Source organism: Marinobacterium sp. xm-a-152 (assembly GCF_013282965.1).
Taxonomy (GTDB): domain Bacteria; phylum Pseudomonadota; class Gammaproteobacteria; order Pseudomonadales; family Balneatricaceae; genus Marinobacterium_E.
Genome location: NZ_WBYI01000010.1, coordinates 24118 through 44709 on the forward strand (window position 1 = coordinate 24118; position 20592 = coordinate 44709).

Genomic DNA, 20592 nt, shown 5'->3' on the forward strand with positions numbered 1-20592 from the left:
TGGTTGGATGTAATTAATGTGCAGCGTGAAATGATACAGGTGTTTCTTGCTAACCGACTCCTGCGCTGCACAATTTGCTAGTGCGGCAAAAGTGAAATTATTGACAGGTGCTATCCTTGATAGCGGAAGAGCCCTAAAACGGATTTAGATATGGAATTTGATGAGGCGTCTGTGAGTACCAAAAACGGACAGATCCAAAGTTTTGATGTTGAAGGACGACTGTTAAGTCGTCTAGCCGGTGTGTTGGGCTATGCGGTCCCAGCTCACCGTTTCAGTATGGTCGATCACACAATTGATGGTGCCGACCTAGCTGGTTTAGACCTTCTAGACCGTTTGGTTGAACGTTGGCGTACACGATTTCCATCAATGACGGTCATTGATCAATCACCTGATAAATTGGACCCCAGTTCTTTCCCGCTTCTTTGGGTTTCGTCAGATCGAAAAAAAGCACTGCTCGTTCGCGGCAACCTTTCAAATCGTCTGATTGCCGAAGATGATCAAGGTAAAAAGCTGGATTTGCTCTTTGATGATGCGAAATCTGGCTCCTTATTCGCGCTGCGAATAGAGGGCGTGGCCGAGGTTGAGGGAATGCGTGCCAATCGCTCTGCAAGCAAATGGTTTGCTACTGCTGTTCGTGCGCACCGTAGCATTTTCATGGAAGCTATCCTTGCCACATTTTTGATTAGCTTGATTGGCTTGGGTTCGGCGATGTACACCATGCAGGTGTATGACCGTGTAGTACCAACTAAAGGCTATTCGACCTTGGTCGTGCTTACTGTAGGCGTGGCGATTGCGATTATACTGGAGTTGATTGTTAAGCAGGTTAGGGCTCATATGGTGGACCGAGCTTGTAAGGCAATTGATCAGGACTTGAGCTCAGTCTTCTTCGGTAAAGCTTTAGATATTCGCCTTGATGCGCGACCTAAGACAGTCGGAACCTTCGCATCACAGATTCGCCATTTTGAGTCTGTGCGCAACTTCATGACCTCTTCGACACTTTTTATATTTGCTGATGCGCCTTTTGCACTGTTCTTTGTCGGCGTTATCGCAATCATAGGAGGTCAGGTTGCACTCGTGCCGCTGCTAGTCCTTCCGCTGTCTTTCTTGCTGGGTATGTTTTTCCGCAAGCCGATTGAGCGCTTCACCGCAATGCATATGGAAGAATCCAACCTCAAGAATGGTTTGTTGATTGAGGCCATTGACGGAATTGAGTCAGTAAAATCTGTGAATGCCGAATGGAAGCAGCTAGATCGTTGGCGTGAACTAACCAGCACCATAGCGCAGAGCGAGTTGAAAATGCGTGCGCTCTCCACGCTATCGACCAATATGACTCAGGCGATGCAGCAGGTCAGCTATGTTGGCATGATTGCGGTCGGAGCGTACTTGATCACTCTAGGCGAGATTACCATGGGAGCGCTGATAGCCTGCTCGATCATCGGTGGTCGTGCACTAGCGCCTCTGGCGCAGGTTCCTAACCTGATTGTGCAATGGAAACAGGCCAAGATCGCGTTAGATGTTCTCGACAACATTATGGAGATGCCGGGCGAGCGTGAGCCCGAGGTACGTTTGGTGATTCCTGAGGGATGCGACGGACAGCTGAAAGCTGAAGAAGTTCAATTTGGCTACCATCCCGAGATCCCTGCTTTACAGTTGTCAAAGCTGGAAATTAGCTCAGGTGAGCGGATTGCTGTGCTCGGGGGCATAGGTTCCGGCAAATCGTCTCTGATAAAAGTACTCGCTGGTTTATACAAGCCCCAGCAAGGGCGTGTGTTCCTTGATGGTGTTGATACATCTCTAATTGCTCCTGAATTTATTCGTGAGCACACAGGGTACTTGCCACAAGATGTGCGCCTATTTAATGGAACGCTCCGCGATAACCTAGTTTTAGGTCTTCCATCTCCAAACGATAAAACAATACTGGTTGCTTGCAAATTGACAGGGCTCGATCGTGTTATCCAAGCTAATCCAAAAGGTTTAGAACTCGAGATTACCGAGGGTGGGCGAGGTTTGTCTGGAGGGCAGCGACAGTTAGTGGGTCTCACACGCATGCTGCTATTGAAACCTAGCTTGTTATTCCTTGATGAGCCAACAGCCTCTATGGATACCCAAACTGAGATGATGGTCATGCGTCACCTCTTCAATGAGATGCCGCGCTCGTCGACGTTAGTTATAGTCACGCATAAAATCGCAATCCTTCCACACGTCGATAGGGTAATCGTTATGGATAAAGGACGAATTATTCTTGATGGGCCCCGAGACAAAATTATTGCGATGCTGAAGCAGAGTGATGGAAGGCCGGTTCAAGCCGAGACGGCAAAGCCCATTGTTTCTGACCATGGCGCGGACAAGGGGTGGGTTACTGAAAGTAAGTCTGATTCGGAGAAGAAATCATGAAGCTGTTTTGGTTTCTTCAAGGACCTGATGATTACTTTAGCAGTGGGGAAACCCGCAGATCGCTGCGAGGGCCTCGCTGGATTCTGTTTCTAATGTTTTTGACTGTAGGTGCTTTTCTGGGTTGGTCTCAGTGGGCAAAGATTGATCAGATCACCCGAGCACCGGGAGAGGTCATCGCAAGCAGTAAAACTCAGGTAGTCCAGTCTCAGGAAGGCGGGATACTAGAGCGCTTGGCAGTCAAAGAGGGTGACCGAGTCGCACGTGGCGATATTGTTGCTGTGCTTGAGCGCACTCAGGTGGAGAGCGCCTATCTAGAGTCTATGGCAAAGAAAGCTGGCCTGTTAGCAACGATAGCGCGGTTACGCAGTGAGGTGTTTGGTACTACTCTAGTATTTGATCCGATTCTTGAAGCTTATCCTGGGTTTATTGAGAACCAGCGTCAACTGTTTGCCAAACGTCAATCCTCTTTGAACGAGGAGGTAGGGGGAATGGAATCGGTGGCCGCTCTTATTAAGCAGGAGCTGGCGCTTAACCGTCCTCTTCTGAAAACAGGCGATGTGAGCCGAGCCGACTTCTTAAGGCTGGAGCGACAGTTGGCAGAGATGAAGTCGCAGATTACCAACGTCAGAAATGAGTATTTCCGTGATGCTCAATCTGAACTGAATAAATTAGAGGAAGAGCTCGCCAGCATAGAGCAGCAACTTAAACAACGTGAAGATAAGCTGAAGCAGACTACTCTTACGGCACCGGTCAATGGCATTGTTAAGAATATCTCGATAGCCACAGAGGGTGGTGTTATACGACCTGGTGAAGAGATTATGCAGATAGTACCTGTTGATGATCGGCTGATCATAGAAGCCAAAGTAACCCCCGCAGATATCGCTTTTGTCCAGCAAGGCTTACCCGCAACCGTAAAGATTGATGCGTATGATTATACAATATACGGAGACCTCGATGGGCGCTTGACCTACATCAGTGCTGATACGCTGCGCGAGCAGACCCAGTCTGAACAAGAGCCTTACTATAGAATTCAAGTTGAGACAGAGGGCCGTCGTTTCAATGGTAAGTTCACTAAAGAACTGGAAATCTTACCGGGCATGACAGCTATGGTTGAAATTAAAACGGGTACTAATACGGTACTCAGCTACATTATTAAACCATTAGTAAAAACATTTTCTGAATCTTTGGGTGAGCGCTAGCTCATAAATATCATCAGTGAAGAAAATGATGCTGAACGAAAAACTACTTTAAAAAATCGATGATACCAATACAGTGCTCGCGAATTGCTGTTGAGGCGATTCGTAAACTCATTAAAGACGGCGCTTCAATAGAGCAGCTACCTGCAGCGGTCCAAGAAGTTTTGGGTACACAGCTAGATCTCGAGGACATCAGGGAGATTCAGCTAAAACAGATTGCTGAAATAATTTAGAAGAAGCATGTTGAGGAAGATGACTTCGTTTCTCAACGTGAATCAGCAGAAGAGGTATCGCGCTGGGATTTGGCAACTGCAGATGCACACGCGGCTTCTGCTGAACAGAGAGGTAGTGCAACAGCTACCGATGCAGTTCCAGCGGCAGCAGATTCCGCTGTAGCTGGCTGCATTAGTGCGGGTGTAATAGCTGTCCGTACAGGTATTCTTGCAATTGAAACTTGCTGCGTTGTAAACTATTTTGTCTATATTTTTAGACGCAGTCTCCGAAACTGTCATCTGGAGTGTTTTATGGCTATCGTTTTTGATTCTCCTGCGCAACTTAATATCCAAGAGCGGATAAAAGCTGGCGATGTTCTGTATGTGGCTAGCGCGAGTTACGATGACTCTTCAACGGGGACTATAACCTACTCACTTGCGGAGGGCGCTACGTCCGGTCTGGCGATTAATTCAACGACTGGCGAGGTCACCTACTCAGGCGTTACTGATTATGAAACCTTACCTGCGCTGAGCTTCGTGGTTATAGCATCTGATGGTGTGACGACCACACAGCAGAGCGTGACACTCAGCGTAGCTGATGCCATCGAGGGTACGACGGGTCCGGACACCTTGACCGGGACGGCGGGCGATGACCTGATCTACTCCGAGGGCGGTAATGACACAATTGATGGGCAGGCTGGTTTCAATACCGTCGTGCTGCCGGGTGCTGAGTACTACTACAAGATAGCGCGTCAGGCTGACGGGACGGTTAAAGTTTCTCCGGTGGATGGCGCACCTGCCGAGTATCAGGGTGAACAGATCCTGGAAAATGTGCAGGTCATTCGCTTTGCGGGCACTGACACCGAACGAAATGTCGATGATGTCTCCAGCGTTCAAGACGCAAATAACATCCAGCTTAACTTTGGTGAGACCTTCAGTGGTACCACCTTTGTTGGGGATAGCGACTGGTTTACGGTCTCAGGCGGGACCGAAAATCAGGCGGTGCACTACCTCATCTATGGTTCCGGCGGTTCCACCAAATTGTATACGGCAGACCTGTCAAATCAGTCGGGCAGAACTTGGCCTGACACGACCTACCTTGACGCCGGAACTTTAGATGCCAATGGCGAGGGTTATGTCGAGCTTCGTAATACGACTATCTCGCTTAATGCCTTGGATCCCTACAAGCTCACGATTTACCGCGACCTGATCGGCGACGAAACCGATCAGACGCTTCAGGCGGGTAGCGATTTCGAGTACATCGATGCCGGTGCTGGCGATGACCGTATTGAAGGCAGCGCGCGCGATGAGTACTTAATCGGTGGTCTGGGTGATGATGTCATCCTCTCCGGCGGTGGCGCCGATGTCATCATAGGGGGTGACGAGAAGGACGATAAAGATATCGCGGTGTTTGGTGGTGATTTTGCCGACTACAGCGTCACGATAAGTGATTACTCCGACAATACACCGGCTCAAGGCACTTGGTGGACGGTTAAAAACCGTGCCTCCGGTGAGGTGAGCTATGTTCAGGGTGTCGAGATACTTCGGTTCGACGATCAGGATATCACGATTGACGATTATGACGTCCTTCAGGGGTCTGATATCTCGGGTCGAGACGATTACACGTACATGGGTGAGTTAATCGAGGGAAGTTACAATCTCTCTAACGATTTCGATTGGATACCTTTCAGCTTTGACTACGGTAAGGTAACTCCCGACAGTACAATCAAAGTCACCCTGTCACGACCGTTGTCTGCCTCTAACGGCACCGTTAGATTCGTCAACTCATCTGGATATACGCTGCAGTTCGAAAATGTTGCGTCATCTTCGGTTGAGACGAGCCTCAGCATGCCCGGTTCGGGCACCGCAACCTATCTCATTAAAGGGGTTCAGTGGGGCACTAATGGAGAAGATGGTCCATTTTCCGGTGGTCAGGCGTTCATTGTCGTAGAGGGGTACGGAGCACGCTATTACGATTACCAGCTTAGCCAAAATGGTGAGCTCCCTGCGAATACGGAAGCTTTCGGTAGCTACAGCATCAGCATCTCCCGCTACCGCGAGGGTGACGCCGGCGATAACGCACTGACAACTGATGGCGCGACTATTGCGGAGCAGGTTGAAGAGCTCTCGGGTCTTGCGGGTAACGACACCCTAACTGGCCGTGATGTTGATGAGGCGTTCGATGGCGGCACAGGCGACGATACGATCTATGCTGGCGGCGGTAACGACCAGATAATCGGTGGGGCGGGCACTGACGTGCTCTACGGCGAGGCGGGTGATGATACTTTTATTGTCAGTGGTGAAAGTACCGTTGCCGATCTCTTTGATGGTGGAGACGGGACGGACACTATCAAGGTTTCTGGTACGGCCGACTTCTCAACTGCCACATTCGCCAGTATTGAAAATATAGTGGGCTCTGGTGCCAATAAAATAACTCTGACCCAGGATCAACTATCGGGACTAACACGCGCTGATGGTGTGATCATTACCGGCACATCGCTCGATGCATCGCAATTGGCAGGTGATTTTGAAGTCAGAGGCACCTCCGGCATTGACACTATAACCGCCGGTGCTGGCAACAATCTGATCCGCTCCTACGCTGGGGCTGACACGGTTGATGCAGGGGCAGGGAGTGACACACTTTATTTTGGTTATGTTAGCACCAGCAATAACACCGAACGCTACGGGTACTATGGGATATCAACCAAGAGTGATGTTGATAATCAGAGCTACATCATTGAGGGCGAATATTTCGGCGGTGCCGGCTCGGATACTGTTGAAGCATACTTCCACTCATATACACGTCACGACATAGGTGGATCAAACTGGTATGTCAGTAACAACCCAGAAAAACGGGTGTCGATCGACTTTACACAATCAACACTTGAGGGTTTTGAAACATTCCTTGTCACTCCTAGTACATATTCAACGAATGGCGTTAGCTATAACATTTCTCCAGAGAATATCTATCTAACCGCCACCCAGTTCGCTCAATTCTCAGTTCTATCTGGTGCTAATTTTGTAGTCGTGGATGGTGGCAGCGTCGACTTGTCGGCGGTGACTCTAGAGGCCGGTGCAACGGTCAGCTTTGAGGGCGATGCTGCGTTCACCATTACAGGGTCGTCGGCGGCTGACTTCATCTCTACTCACGCTGGCGCGGATGCGGTAAACGCCGGAGACGGTGATGATGTCATCAATACCGGAAAAGGTGTTGATACGGTCTATGCGGGTAGTGGCAATGACAAGATTACGATCGATAGTAAGTCACTTGTTAAGGACCGCATCGATGGTGGTGCTGGCACAGATACGTTAAAAATCACCGGCGGTGCGGTCGATCTCTCTGAAACGACCATTACCGGTATCGAGCGTTTAGAAGCCTTCTCCTCCAGTCTCTCACTAACTCAAGCCCAATACGATGCGCTAGCTGCTGGAATCACTGGTACAGCGGGGCTGATTCTTAAAATAGACGGGGCCGGAACCTACGACGTGGGCAACCTCCCAGCGGGCTTTGTCGGTCTGCAAGGGGACGCCAATGATAATACGCTGGTCGGTGGGGTCAGTCAGGATATCTTGGCCGGTGGTGCCGGCAATGATGTGCTATCAGGCGGAGATAATGCTGACACCCTAGTATCCGGTGAAGGTGTTGATGCTCTCGATGGAGGAGCGGGCAACGACAAACTTGATGTGCGCGGAAAATCGGTGGTCACCGATACCATTGATGGCGGTGCTGATACCGATACATTGATTGTTGAAAATGGCCAGGATCTGACCGGCGCGACCCTATCGAATATTGAAACCCTCAAAGGTAGTGGCACCGTTCGTATGACCGGTGCTCAGTTGGCAAATATTACGACCTTGGACGGCGTTTCTGTTGTTTTAACTCAGTCAACTGACGAGTACCAGATCAACAGCAAGACGCTGCTGAACGGCGCAGAAGTGATATCGCCACGTTATGTGGGTACGGATGGTGACGATACACTGACACAAGGACAGGGTGATCAAACGCTGATCGGCGGTGCCGGTGATGACACCATTGATGGCGGTTCCGGCATTAACACCTACGAGGTTTCCGGTACACCTGATGCCTTTATGTGGGCGGCTCAGGATGACGGGACAATCCTGTTGACCGACCTTAGCGTGAACCCGAACGATCCGAAAAATGCCACAGATGAAGGGGTAGATACACTCACCAATATTCAGGTCCTTCGCTTTGTGTCGCCAACGGATGGCAATGTCATTGAGATCAAGCTCGATGATTACGGCAACAGTGATGATCCTAGCAATACCAAGATCGGGTTTGGTGAGTTAGTCACCGGCCGTTTCGACTACAAAGATGATTACGATTACTTCCTGTTTGATACGGTTGCAGGGCAGGAAATTGCTATTCAATCTTTGGTTAGTAGTTCGCCTAATCGTTTGTACATAAGACCAGAATCCGGTGGAGAGCAATATTTTAGTTCGAACGATCAAGTCCGAAACTTCACGACGTCTATAGACGGCGAGCAGTACATCTACACTGATCACTATTACGCCAATCCAGGCAATAGTTCATCCCCTGCCGGTACTCAGTCCTACAGCTTCATCATGCGCCGCACCACCGATGGCGCGAGTGGTGCAGATACCCTAATCGCAGGGGATAACTACGAAGAGATCTGGGCGCGCGATGGTGACGATGCCATTACCGGTTCGGCTCGAATGGACCGCCTGTTCGGAGAGGGCGGCGATGATGAAATCGAAGGCGGCGGTTCTGATGACTGGATTGATGGCGGTGCTGGTTCGGCCAACGTCGCGATCTTTAGCGGTAACCTGGCTGAGTACGATCTTAGTTGGGATCAAAACGCCCGTTACGACCGCAACCTTGGCCTTATCGTCAAAGATAAAGTGGCTGACAGGGACGGTACCGATACCCTGCGCAATATCCAGATTCTGCGCTTTAATGACGGCGATATTGTTCTGGATGCTGAGTCGAATTCGCCAAGTACGGACGCTTACAGCGTCGGAGAAATAATCTCCGGATCATTGGCCATCGCTCAATCTAGTAGCTACAACCTTGATCAAGACTACTTCCAAGTAGCTCTGACCCCAGCCGTAGATGTTAATGCGACACTTCGTATCTCAATTGATAACTACTCCGAAAATGCACTGAATTATAATGCCCGCACGCAATGGGCTTTCTATGCGGCGGGCTCCTCCGATGTGCTCCAGTTCGAAAATGTAGATACGGGTTCCATCATTTCGACGTTTGGGCCTTATGTATCAGAAGGCCATTGGGAAGTCTTAGTTAATCCGACCCAGTATCAATCCGGTGCCGCCTTTGCCGGGGCGTATCAGCGCTTAGACCTGAAAGTTTGGGACTACAATGTCTATTCAAGCAGTGCCGAAGTGGGCGATCTTCTGGATTACCAGATCCGTTTGGACTTAGTGAAAATTGGTGATGACACCAGTGAAACGATTGCCGGAGACGCGGTAAATAATATCACCTACATTGATGCCCGCGGCGGTGATGACACCGTTAATGGCGCCGATATAGGCGAGGAGATAAAGGGTGGTGCTGGCGATGACATCATTAATGCCGCCGGTGGCGATGACGTTATTCGTGATTGGGAAGGTTCGAATGCACTGAGCGGTGGCGCAGGCGATGATCTCATCGATGTATCCGGCACTACAGGCCCGCTCGGTAGCGTGGATGGTGGAGCAGATACCGACACGTTAAAGGTTTCCTCGAATGCTGATCTATCTGGCTTAACGATTGCCAATATTGAAGTCATTGATGGGTCGAATAGTACAACGAGTTACTCAGCCCAGGCGCTACTCGATCTAGGCATACTCAGCGCTCAAAATATTACTTTTGTGTTGGATGATGAATCGGGTGATATCTTCACGGGCAGTGCGCTAGCGGGTAACTACCGACTTCAAGGCACCGCTGGGGCGGATAGTATCTCGACCGGTACCGGCGATAACATGCTCTATGTTGGTTCGGGTGATCAGGTCGATGCTGGAAGCGGTAACGACCGTATCCAGATTGATGCTACATCGGCAGCTGCACTTACGGGGCAGTTCAACGGTGGTATTGGTACAGACAGTCTGGAGTTAAACGGGTCACTAGCCGATATTTCAGCTGCCACGCTCAATAGTATTGAACGTGTGGTGCAGGCTAACAAGGACTCGTCGGCGAAGCTTGTTCTTACGGCCTCTCAGCTCGCATCGCTAGAGAGTGTCAGCGGCTTCGGGGTTCTAAGTTTTGTGGGTGGTGGTGCCATTGATTTGGCAAAACTGGTCGCAACCGGCGTGCACGCCATGCATTGGTCGATTGCTGATGATCAAACTTACACACTCACGGGAACAGCGTCTGCTGATAGTTTGACACTGACTGGTGGCAATCTAAGCCTGAATACCGCTGAGGGTGATGATCGAATTACTGTGACAGGTAGCACCAATGCATCCGGTACGGTTGATGGCGGCACGGGCAGTAATACGCTTGTAATCACTGCCGGGGATGTTGATCTATCCAGCTTTACGCTACAAAACATCGACTCGCTTGAGGTGGATAGTGAATCACTGTCGATGACACAAACGCAGTGGGCGGCGTTTGGAGACAAGGTCACAGTAGCGGCGGATGCCTATACTGATTTCACCTTGTCGCTTGAGCGTGCAGGCACGGTCGAGCTGTCGTCTGACTCTGTGTATGCAGGTCTTAGTGGGTCAGAGGGTGCGGATACCCTTATCGGTAACGACCAGAACAACGTGCTGACCGGTAACGGCGGCAATGACAATCTTCAGGGCGGCGGTGGCGATGACCGACTCGTCGGTGGCGAAGGGATCGATCGCCTAGATGGTGGTGCTGGAGCGGATACGCTTGATGTTAGAGGTCGCGCGATTGTTGCGGATACACTGATTGGTGGTGAAGGTTTTGACACCCTGTTGGTTGGTGGTACTCAGGACTTAACCAGTGCCAAACTGTCGGGTATTGAGTCGATCAAGGGTGAGGCTACCGTTACTCTGAATGCGTCGCAGTTGAATGGCTTATCGAAACTCAACGGTGTAACCGTACAGCTTAACGGTGATGCTACTGACTTTAGTTTGCCGTCAACGCTCAGCCTGATCAACGGAGCACGGATCTTGCTTCCAAATACCGATACTGAAATTGTGACCAGTACCGGTATTTTGGGTTCGGCTGCAGACGACAATATCAGCGGTGGATCACAAGCCGACCTGGTATACGGTGGTCGAGGCGCTGATTATCTCTCGGGTGGTGACGGTGCCGATACGCTTGTTGGGGGTAAGGGTGTAGATACACTAGTCGGTGGCGCAGGTGATGATCAGCTTGTGCTCGGTGGTGGAGCTTATTCCAAGAACAGTCAGCAGTTATCCGGGGACCGAATTGATGGCGGAGCCGGGACTGATACGTTGGTGCTTGACTTCAATAGCAAGTATGACGGGCAATACACGTTCCTAGCTGGCGCTCTGGCCAACGTAGAAGAGCTGGAAATTCTTAAGACAGACGGGAATTGGAACCGCTTAACTATTCAGACCGACCAATGGAACGCGTTTACTTCCATCAACCATGTTGCTTCTAGTGCCAACGCACTAATCCTGACTATCCAAGGTGACGGTGATTTCAGCTCGGACAATTTCTCAACCAGTACTGCAGACTTTTATCGGGCGTATCTCTATGGAGATCACGGCGACTTAGACCTGAGCACTAATCTGGTATCAAGTGATACTAATTCGAATTCTCGAGTCTACATCTATGGTGATTTGGATACACTGACCGGTTCGTCGGAACTGGATCGTATTCAAGTTAATAACGATACCTCCTTCAGCGCATCACTTGGTTCAGGTGATGACGTTCTCTACTACTCTCGTTACGGCGCTCTCGCCGCGACGATTGATGGTGGCGACGGAAGCGATACGCTAGACGTCAGCCAAGCTAGCTTCATTGATCTAACGAGTGTAACGCTCACAAACGTCGAGAATGTTTACCACGGTACAAGCCGGATTGTACTAACAGAGACGCAATTCGCGAATTGGAGCCTCGATGGTAGTGGCTCGGTTTACACAAAAGTCGGCGACACCATTGTCGGTACAAGTTCTGCTGATAGTTACTCTGGCGACGGCATCAACGGTAAGTTCCAGGGCGGTGGTGGAGATGACTCAATCTCCAATATCGGTACTGCGGTGTTTACGGGTAACCTTGCCGATTACGATCGCTCTCCAATTGGCTCAACGTTTACCATCCAACATGCCCGCGGCACTGAGGAAGATGGTACCGATACGCTATCTGGTGTTTTAACACTCGAGTTTGCTGACACCACTGTAGTAATAGATGATGCCCCTGGATCAGAAAGCGAATGGGATACACCTTACAATTTCATAGGTAGCGATAACTTAACTGCCTACAGCCAACTGACTGCCATTGAGTATGGCAAGCAGGTAAGCGGTTCTTCCGATTATGCAGCTGATCTCGACTTGTATCGCATCACACTAGTGCCTAACTCCCCGATGGTAATAGAGGGCTCCTCGCCTAGTGGGGATGGTTCTCGCTACCATTTCTGGGATGCTGAAACAGGACAGAAAATCAGCTTTGAATCCTTAGTTACCGGTTCTCGCTACAGTTATTACGCTTCTTACTTCAACCCTGACTATAAGTGGCTACCTGTAGTTTCTGAATCTGGTACATATGTACCTTACGAGGGCGGTGAAGTAATCGTCTCCGTAAATAACCTTAGTGAGGTTGTAGAAGACTACGTCTTTACCATCAAGTACTTAGATGACTACGCCGGCAGTATCGATACCCTCGGTGAGATGGATCCGCAGGATGGCATCATCCGTGGCTACATCGGTGACCGAGCCGATGCGGACTGGATCCGCACCGAACTTATCGGCGGTACTAAGTACGAGTTCACTCTGCAAGGTGTTTCCTCTAACGGTGGTACGCTAGTCGATCCAAAACTTGAACTGCGTGATTCACAGGGCCGCTTGATTGAATCAGGGCTTGGTATTGGTGTCGGTGCCGTGGGTACCGATGATTCGATTGTCTTCCGTCCGGTCGATACGGGTACCTATTACCTTTCTGTTACCGATGTGGCAGGTATCAATAAAGGTTCTTGGACGCTGGTTCAGGAGAGTCTGGACACTATCGCGGGTAACGTCTCTACGACTGAGCGTATCGAGTGGAATGCCACCAACCGCTTTACTGTAGAGAGTGAAATTAACCAGCTGTCCGACCATGACTGGTTCAAGATCTGGCTGGATAAGGGCCTGACATACGACTTTAACCTCGATAGCACCACGCTTGGCGATCCGCAGCTCTCGCTACGATCTGCGACAGGTCGTTTGCTGGTTCAGGATGACAACAGCGGCACCGGTAACGATGCTCAGCTCTATTACTCAGCGTCGGACTCAGGCTGGTACTTCTTGGATGCGGGTGCCTCGGGTAACGCTTACAAAGGTACCTACATCCTGCGCGGCTCAACGCTGGCGGATGATTTCTCTAACGACGTTAACACCGTTGGTGTAGCGACGGTTGGCGAGACTGCACAGGGGCTTGTCTCTTACATTGGCGATAGTGACTGGTTTGCGGTTGGTTTGAGCGCAAATACCACTTATGTCATTACGCTCGCAGGCGATATCGCGGATGGTGTGCAGTTGGATCCGCTGACTGATCCACTGCTCTACATTCGCGATGAGTTTGGCAACATTATCGAACGCGTGGACGATAGCGACGGATCGCTCAATGCCGTGGCCTACTTTACGCCTGACGCCTCTGGTAAGTACTACCTTGAGGCGCGCAGTGCATTTAAGTATGACATTGGTGCTTATGCACTGGATGTCTCGCTTGCACCACCCGATGATCATGCCGATACCTTGGATGCCGCGGCAACCGCATTGGTGCTTGATACCAATAATGCAGTAACCACTTCGGGTAAGATCGGTATCCCCGGGGATAAAGATACCTTTGCGATCAGCTTTGAAGCTGGAAAAATTTATCAGATTGATCTGAAAGGCTTGGCGGGTAACGGCGGCACACTTACGGATCCTACCGTACGCATCTTTAACAGTGCCGGTAAGCTGGTCGACTTTAACAATAACTCGGGCAAAGGTAACGACGCTAAGCTCTTCTTTGCGCCGAGTGCAGCGGGTACCTACTACATCGAAGCGTCGGCACACCGTGACAACGGTCGTGGCACGTACACTCTGGAAGTGGCTGAGCGCAACATTCCTGCGGATGATGTTCTTAACGACATCAGTACAACTGAGGTTCTCACACCAGGTGATAGCGTCAATAAAGAACTACTCACCTCTAACGATCAGGACTGGTTTGCCATCGATCTGGCTGCCGGGGAGTCGTATGTCTTCCGTGCCAAAGCGAGCACCAGTGGTATGGGTACCCTGGATGATCCCGTTCTTGAGCTGCGCGCTGCCGACGGCACTCTAGTGAAGTCTGTTGACGATATGCTGATCTCCAACGAGCCTGCTATCCAGCATACTCCCGTTGCGTCTGGTAGATTCTACTTGGTTGTCAAAGCGGCCAACGGCCAAGAGGATACAGGTAGTTACACTCTGATCACTCGTGCACCGGATGATCACAGCAACACCCAGAACGATGCGACCGCTATCACGCTTAATCAGAAGATTCTGGGCGGTATTCAGTACAACGACGGTGAATTTGGCGTACGCGCCTACGACTCGGTAGGTCTGGCGACAGACTTTGATGAGGATTGGTTCACCTTCACCGCAACTGAGGGTCAGGTGCTCTCATTCCAGGTCGAATTGGATACCGGGTCGGCTCTGAGCCGCCCGCTTGTTGAGGTTGTTAACGCGCAGGGTACAACCGTTGCAATCGGTGATGGCCTAGAGACAGACAATGGTCTTGCGGCGGCTACATTTAAAGCATCAGCTGATGGTACCTACTACGCACGTGTCATCGACGGTGCTGGCGCTAAGGGTGCCTACATTGCTACTCTCGTTGAGGGTGACGCCTCAGATGAAGATAGTGCAGGCCCGGTTTCTCTGTCGTTTACCAGCGATGGCACCATTACTCAGACTGAGGTGTTGGGAAAAATTGGTCTAGCAGGGGATACCGATACATACACGGTTAGCCTGCAAGAGGGCCACAGCTACCGTATCGAGACAGTGGCAGTGCGCGATGGTAGTACCGCGCCTCTCGACTCTGCCAAGTTGCTAATGACCTGGAAGCCTGATGGGTCCGGTGTACAGCAGATTGATGCGTTAACCCAGAATTGGGTAGACAACGGCGATGGTACTCATACCCTGCAGCTGTTTGTAAATACGGCGGTCGCACCTGATTTCGCCTCAGGCCTAGAGGCGTTTGATCTTCACTTTAGCTACAACGCGTCGGTTATTACCGCTGTGGATGGGGCGAGTTTCGCAACGGGCGCCTTTGGGGAGTCTAACCTCGATACCGCCGGTGAGATTACCCTAGGGGCGTTTTTCTTCCCTGATCAGTTTGTCCCCGCAGCTGATAGGCCACTGGCTGAAATTACTTTCAGCGGTGTGGAAGGAAATATTGCGAATGCCAACATCTCTATCGGTGAGTTGATCTTCGATGAGCGCAATATCGAACCAATCATGCAGGCGCAGGCACCAAGCTCGTTTGAAGAGGGCGAGTTTACTGCACCGAGCAGCGGCACGCTGGAGATCAATCTCTCTCCTGAATATGCAACCAGCACCGGTCAGTACCAACTGCGTGTCGTGGATCTGGGCGTAGATCAGGCGGATGACCGTCCGAATTTGGTCACTGATTACGATACGGCTAACGATACGATCTTTGCGATCAACGAAACCCTGTCGGGCAAGATCGACGAGGCAGGCGACAAGGATCTATTTGCCGTTAGCCTGACGACAGGCAACATCTACGACTTCTCCGTTAAGAGCTATTTCGATGGCTTGGGTTCGCTCGGTGAATCGAGCCTACGCCTGCTCAATAGTTCTGGACAGCTTGTGACGGCGGCATCATTTGATGAACTGACTGGCCGTTCGGAGATGGCAGTATCGGTATTTGATGATGGCCTCTACTACCTGGAAGTATCGGCACCAGATCTGCCGGGCAACACAGGTACCTATGTCGTTGATACTCGCCTGCGCGGGACTACCGAAGGCCTTGAAGACGATATCAGCGCCGATACTCAGAGCGCCGTTGTTGTTGGCCCTGGCCAGCCGGTTGCTGGCGAAATTAATTACGCGGGTGACCATGACTGGGTCCGGATGACTTTGACTGAAGGTAAAGTCTATGTCTTTGATGTATTAGGCGATGGCGATGGCGCCGGTACGCTTGGTGACTCTACCCTGCGATTGCTGGATTCAGCCGGTAATCAACTGGTAATGGATGATGATGCCGGTGCGGGGCTGGATTCTCATATCCAGTTTACAGCGGGTTCAACAGGTGATTACTACCTTGATGTAGGCTCAAACTCGACGTCGACAGGCACGTATACACTGCGTGTGCGCGAGTTGTACTCAGGCGTTGCGGATCCTCTGCGTGCTACTCAATGGTATCTTGATCAGAGCTTCATCTCAGAGCTTAACAACCAGTACACGGGCGCAGGGATTAAGGTCGGCGTTGTGGATGATGGTATCGATACGATGCATCCAGACCTTATTGAAAACCTAGATTTTGCACTTGCCTATGATACTCAGTTCGACACGCGTGATGGTTCGCCCAAATATCCATACTTGGTTGGACTGCCACCAGATAACCATGGCACGCTAGTAGCTGGCATCATCGGTGCTGTCGCTAACAACGAAACCGGTCTTGTCGGCTCTGCCTACGATGTCGATCTGGTCTCTACCCGCGTTAAGTGGACTTGGGGGCAAATCACTGAGGCACTCAATCTTCAGTACCAGTTCGATGTGAGTAATAACTCTTGGGGTGCCATCGATCAATTCGGTGATAACTTCAACAGTACCGAGCTGACCTTCGCTTGGATGGGTCTGCGCAAGGGCGTCGAAGATGGCCGAGGTGGTCTTGGTACGGTCTTTGTCTTCTCCGCAGGCAACAGTGCTGGCTCAGGTGACAATACCAACTACCATAACTTCCAGAACGCGCGCGAAGTTATCACGGTTGGTGCAGCAGCACCTGATAATACGGCTTCGGGCTTCTCAACGCCGGGTGCATCGGTTCTGATCAGTACTTATGGCGAGAGCATGGTCACGACAGACCGGGTTAAACCTGGCTGGGGTGTGGCACCAGGAAGTGCATTCTCACCGAACTTTAGTGGTACCTCTGCGGCTGCACCGCTGGTGTCCGGTGTAGTCGCATTGATGCTGGAGGCTAACCCTGATCTGGGTTACCGGGATGTACAGAAAATCTTGACCTACAGTGCTTGGCATCCGGATGTGCAGGACTGGAAGGTCAATGGTGCATCTGATTTCAACCTCGGCGGTCTCTCGTTCAATGACAAAGCTGGCTTCGGCTTAGTAGATGCCTATTCGGCTGTACAGCTGGCGCGGACTTGGACAAAACAGAATACTTCAATAAACGAAGCAACAGCCTCGGCACGTAAATTTGGTCTGGTCGATACCATTCCTGACGGTACGGGAGAGAAGTACACTGCAACCTTCGAGATCGATTCATCGTTAAGCGTTGAGCACGTTGAGCTCGGCATCGATATTCGCCATGCCCGTATGGGTGATCTGATTATCACACTGACCTCACCGGATGGCACGCAATCAACATTGATGAACCGCCCAACTGTGAATGCAGAACTGCCATTTGGTCTCTCAGGCGACGCGAGTGGCGTGCCTCAGCATCTGCTGTGGGACTTCTCAAGCGTTCAGTTCTGGGGTGAGTCTGCATCGGGTACTTGGACAGTAGAGATCGAAGATACTCGCGCTGAGCAAGTCGGTACGCTGCACAGTTTGTCGCTACGTCTCTACGGTGAGCAAACTCAGGGTAATGATATCTATGTGTTCACCGATGAGGGCTTTACGGCAGCTTCTAGCCGCGTGCTTGAAGATGAGTACGGTATCGATGCAATCAACGCGTCGCCAGTGCGTTTTGATACTTACATCGACCTAACGCAAGGCATTATTGCGGCCAATGGTGTTGGGCACACAATCGCTGATTGGACGACCATCGAGAATGCTTACACTGGATCTGGTGACGATCGCGTTGTTGGTAATGCTGAGAACAATATCATCGATACCTATGATGGTGATGATACGATTGAGGCGGGCTTAGGCAACGATACCATCAATGCCGGCCGGGGTGCTGACGTGGTTGTATTTGCAGGTAACCGCGATGAGTTCACACTGGCGTGGAACCCAGATACTGAGGTTCTGACAGTCACTGACAACTTATCGACGGGTGGCAATGAGGGTGTGAATACGCTCACGGGCGTTGAGCGCCTCGTGTTTGCCGATGCAGAGGTGAATCTGAGCTCGAAGGTGGGTAACAGCGCGCCAGTTGCCAATACGACGTTCTTTGACACGCCAGTTTATCTGGAGTCGGGTATGGGTATCGACTTTGCGCTTCCAGAGGACGCGTTCAGTGATCCTGACAGCAGTAACCAGACTTCACTAGTCGATTTGGAACTGAATGTAACAGATGCAGCTGGTGGGGAAATTCCAGATTGGCTCACTTTTGACCCCGTCCAAGGTAAGTTTGTGGGTGTTCCACCGGAAGACTTTATCGGTCAGCTTAAACTCAAGGTTGAAGCGGTTGATGAGTTCGGGGAGATCGCGTCAGACATTCTTACACTTCAGTTTGGTGATAACCAGGCGCCAGTTCTTGAGAGCCCGTCCGAAGTGGTTCTGCGCGAGGACGAGGGTGATGTTGCACTGGGTATTACGCTGCCGTTCGACCCTGAGGGGACTGACGTCAGCATTGAGATCACAGGAATACCAACCTTCGGCTCTCTGATCGACAAACTGGGTAATGCGCTCTCAGTTGGTGCAACACTCACTGCAGATGAGTTGACGGAGCTGGTGTACCGTACGGCGGCAGATGCCAATGGTGATGCGGGTTATGTGCGTTATCGCGCGACGGATGAAGATGGTGTTTTTGCTGATAGCTCAGTGCATCTCTTTGTCACAGCCGAGAACGACGCGCCAGTGTTTGAACCTGAGTCGAGTAAGTTAGTGGTTAACTACTCTGCAGATCAATCATCTGTCACGGTGCCGCTCGATTTGGCGACGCCGACAGATGCGGAATCGGTGCTTGAGTACGTAACGGTGATTGGTCTTCCAACTTTGGGTACAGTGACTCTGAATAATGTTGCATTGCAAATTAATCAGGTGCTGACATTCGATCAGTTGGCGAACCTCAGCTACACCCTCACTGAGAATGTTAACGGCCCGGTAGGCTCGTTGACTATTCAGGCGGTTGATCCCGAGGGTGCCGCGACTAACTTCAGTCTAGCTTTGGAAATATCGGGTGATGCCACCAGCACAACGGGTACGTCAGGTGCAGATGAGCTCTACGGTAGTATCGACGCTGACGCTCTATACGGTAATGGCGGAAACGATACCCTTGTGGGCAATGCGGGCAATGACCGTCTGTTGGGTGGGTTGGGTAATGACCAACTCTTTGGTGGAAGCGGTACCGACTACCTTGATGGCTCCGCCGGTAAAGACTACCTAGATGGTGGTTCAGGAAGTGACTTCATGGCGGGCGGTCCGGGTGATGATACCTACTTGGTAGACAATGCTGGTGATGTAGTCCTTGAGGTCATAGGTGGAGGCGTAGGCGGTAATGACTTAGTTGTTACCTCTATTAATCTGACGGCTCCGGATAATGTAGAAAATCTAACCGCTGCGGCTGGTGCGGCTATTGATCTGACGGGTAACGGGCTTGCCAACTTGTTAGCAGGCAATGACGAGTCTAACACCCTGACGGGTCTAGCGGGCAGAGATACTCTGCTGGGTGAAGGCGGCGATGATACGCTAGACGGTGGAGAGGGTATTGACCTAATGGCAGGCGGAGCCGGGGATGACACCTATTATGTTAGCTCTCGCTCTGATAGGGTCGTTGAACTCGCTAATGCTGGGATTGATAAGGTTATAGCCTCATCAAGCTACACCCTAGCATCTAATATCGAGAATCTTGAACTTGCAGAGGGTGGTGATTTTACAGCCGGTGGTAACTCGCTTGATAACCACATTGTCGGAAACTCTGGCAACAATATTCTAGCTGGCGGTCTTGGTGCTGACACGCTAGAGGGTGGACTGGGTAACGACACCTATGTGCTCAGTGATGACCTAGACACCATTATTGATACGGGCGGTATCGATACTCTGCGCTCGATACTCGACGTTCAATTGATGGATGGGATTGAGAACGTACAGCTTGTCGGTTTGGCTAACCTAGTTGCCATCGGTAACAGCGCTAATAACGAGCTTGTTGGTAACTCAGCAGACAATATTCTCGAAGGTGGTCTTGGTGTAGATACTTTGACCGGGGGCGCGGGAGGTGACCAGTTTATCGCGTCTTACAACGGAGTGGATGTCGCTGCAGACCGTATTACTGACTTTGAAGTCGGTAATGATCTGTTGATTGTGGATCTGGCAAGTTTCGGTATTGATGCTCAATCACTTGGATTACAAAGTTCAGGATTAGTGGCTGCAGAATCATTTGTATCCGGGGCTGGCGCTATAGCGCTAGATCCGAATGATCACTTTGTATTTGATACGGCACAGGGTCTATTGAAGTTTGATGCGGATGGTAGCGGTTCAGGCTTAGCCATCGATGTAATGCACATTACGTTGGATGATCCTACGACTCAGCTTCGCGCAACAGACATCTTCGTTGGTATCTAGTAGGTGGCGAA

At 50.9% G+C, this 20592-nt stretch carries 4 protein-coding genes; 3 read left to right on the forward strand and 1 reads right to left on the reverse strand.

What is annotated here, in order from left to right; all coding sequences use genetic code 11:
* Positions 1 to 150 precede the first annotated feature (150 nt).
* Both XMA152_RS10210 and XMA152_RS10215 read left to right on the forward strand, forming a co-directional pair.
* Positions 151 to 2394, forward strand: a complete 2244-nt coding sequence (locus XMA152_RS10210) for a type I secretion system permease/ATPase (protein WP_173483527.1) — start codon at positions 151 to 153, stop codon at positions 2392 to 2394.
* 92 nt (positions 2395 to 2486) lie between these two features.
* Complete coding sequence (locus XMA152_RS10215; RefSeq protein ID WP_217364032.1) at positions 2487 to 3593, forward strand: HlyD family type I secretion periplasmic adaptor subunit; 1107 nt, start codon at positions 2487 to 2489, stop codon at positions 3591 to 3593.
* A gap of 262 nt (positions 3594 to 3855) precedes the next feature.
* On the opposite strand, the gene XMA152_RS10220 is transcribed toward XMA152_RS10215, so the two are convergent.
* Positions 3856 to 3996 (reverse strand): hypothetical protein, encoded by a 141-nt coding sequence (locus XMA152_RS10220; RefSeq protein WP_173483529.1) that lies wholly within the window; start codon positions 3994 to 3996, stop codon positions 3856 to 3858.
* A gap of 118 nt (positions 3997 to 4114) precedes the next feature.
* Here XMA152_RS10220 and XMA152_RS12770 point away from each other — a divergent pair, with 118 nt between their 5' ends.
* Positions 4115 to 20581: a S8 family serine peptidase gene (locus XMA152_RS12770; protein WP_173483530.1), complete on the forward strand. Its 16467-nt coding sequence runs from the start codon at positions 4115 to 4117 to the stop codon at positions 20579 to 20581.
* Positions 20582 to 20592: the final 11 nt, after the last annotated feature.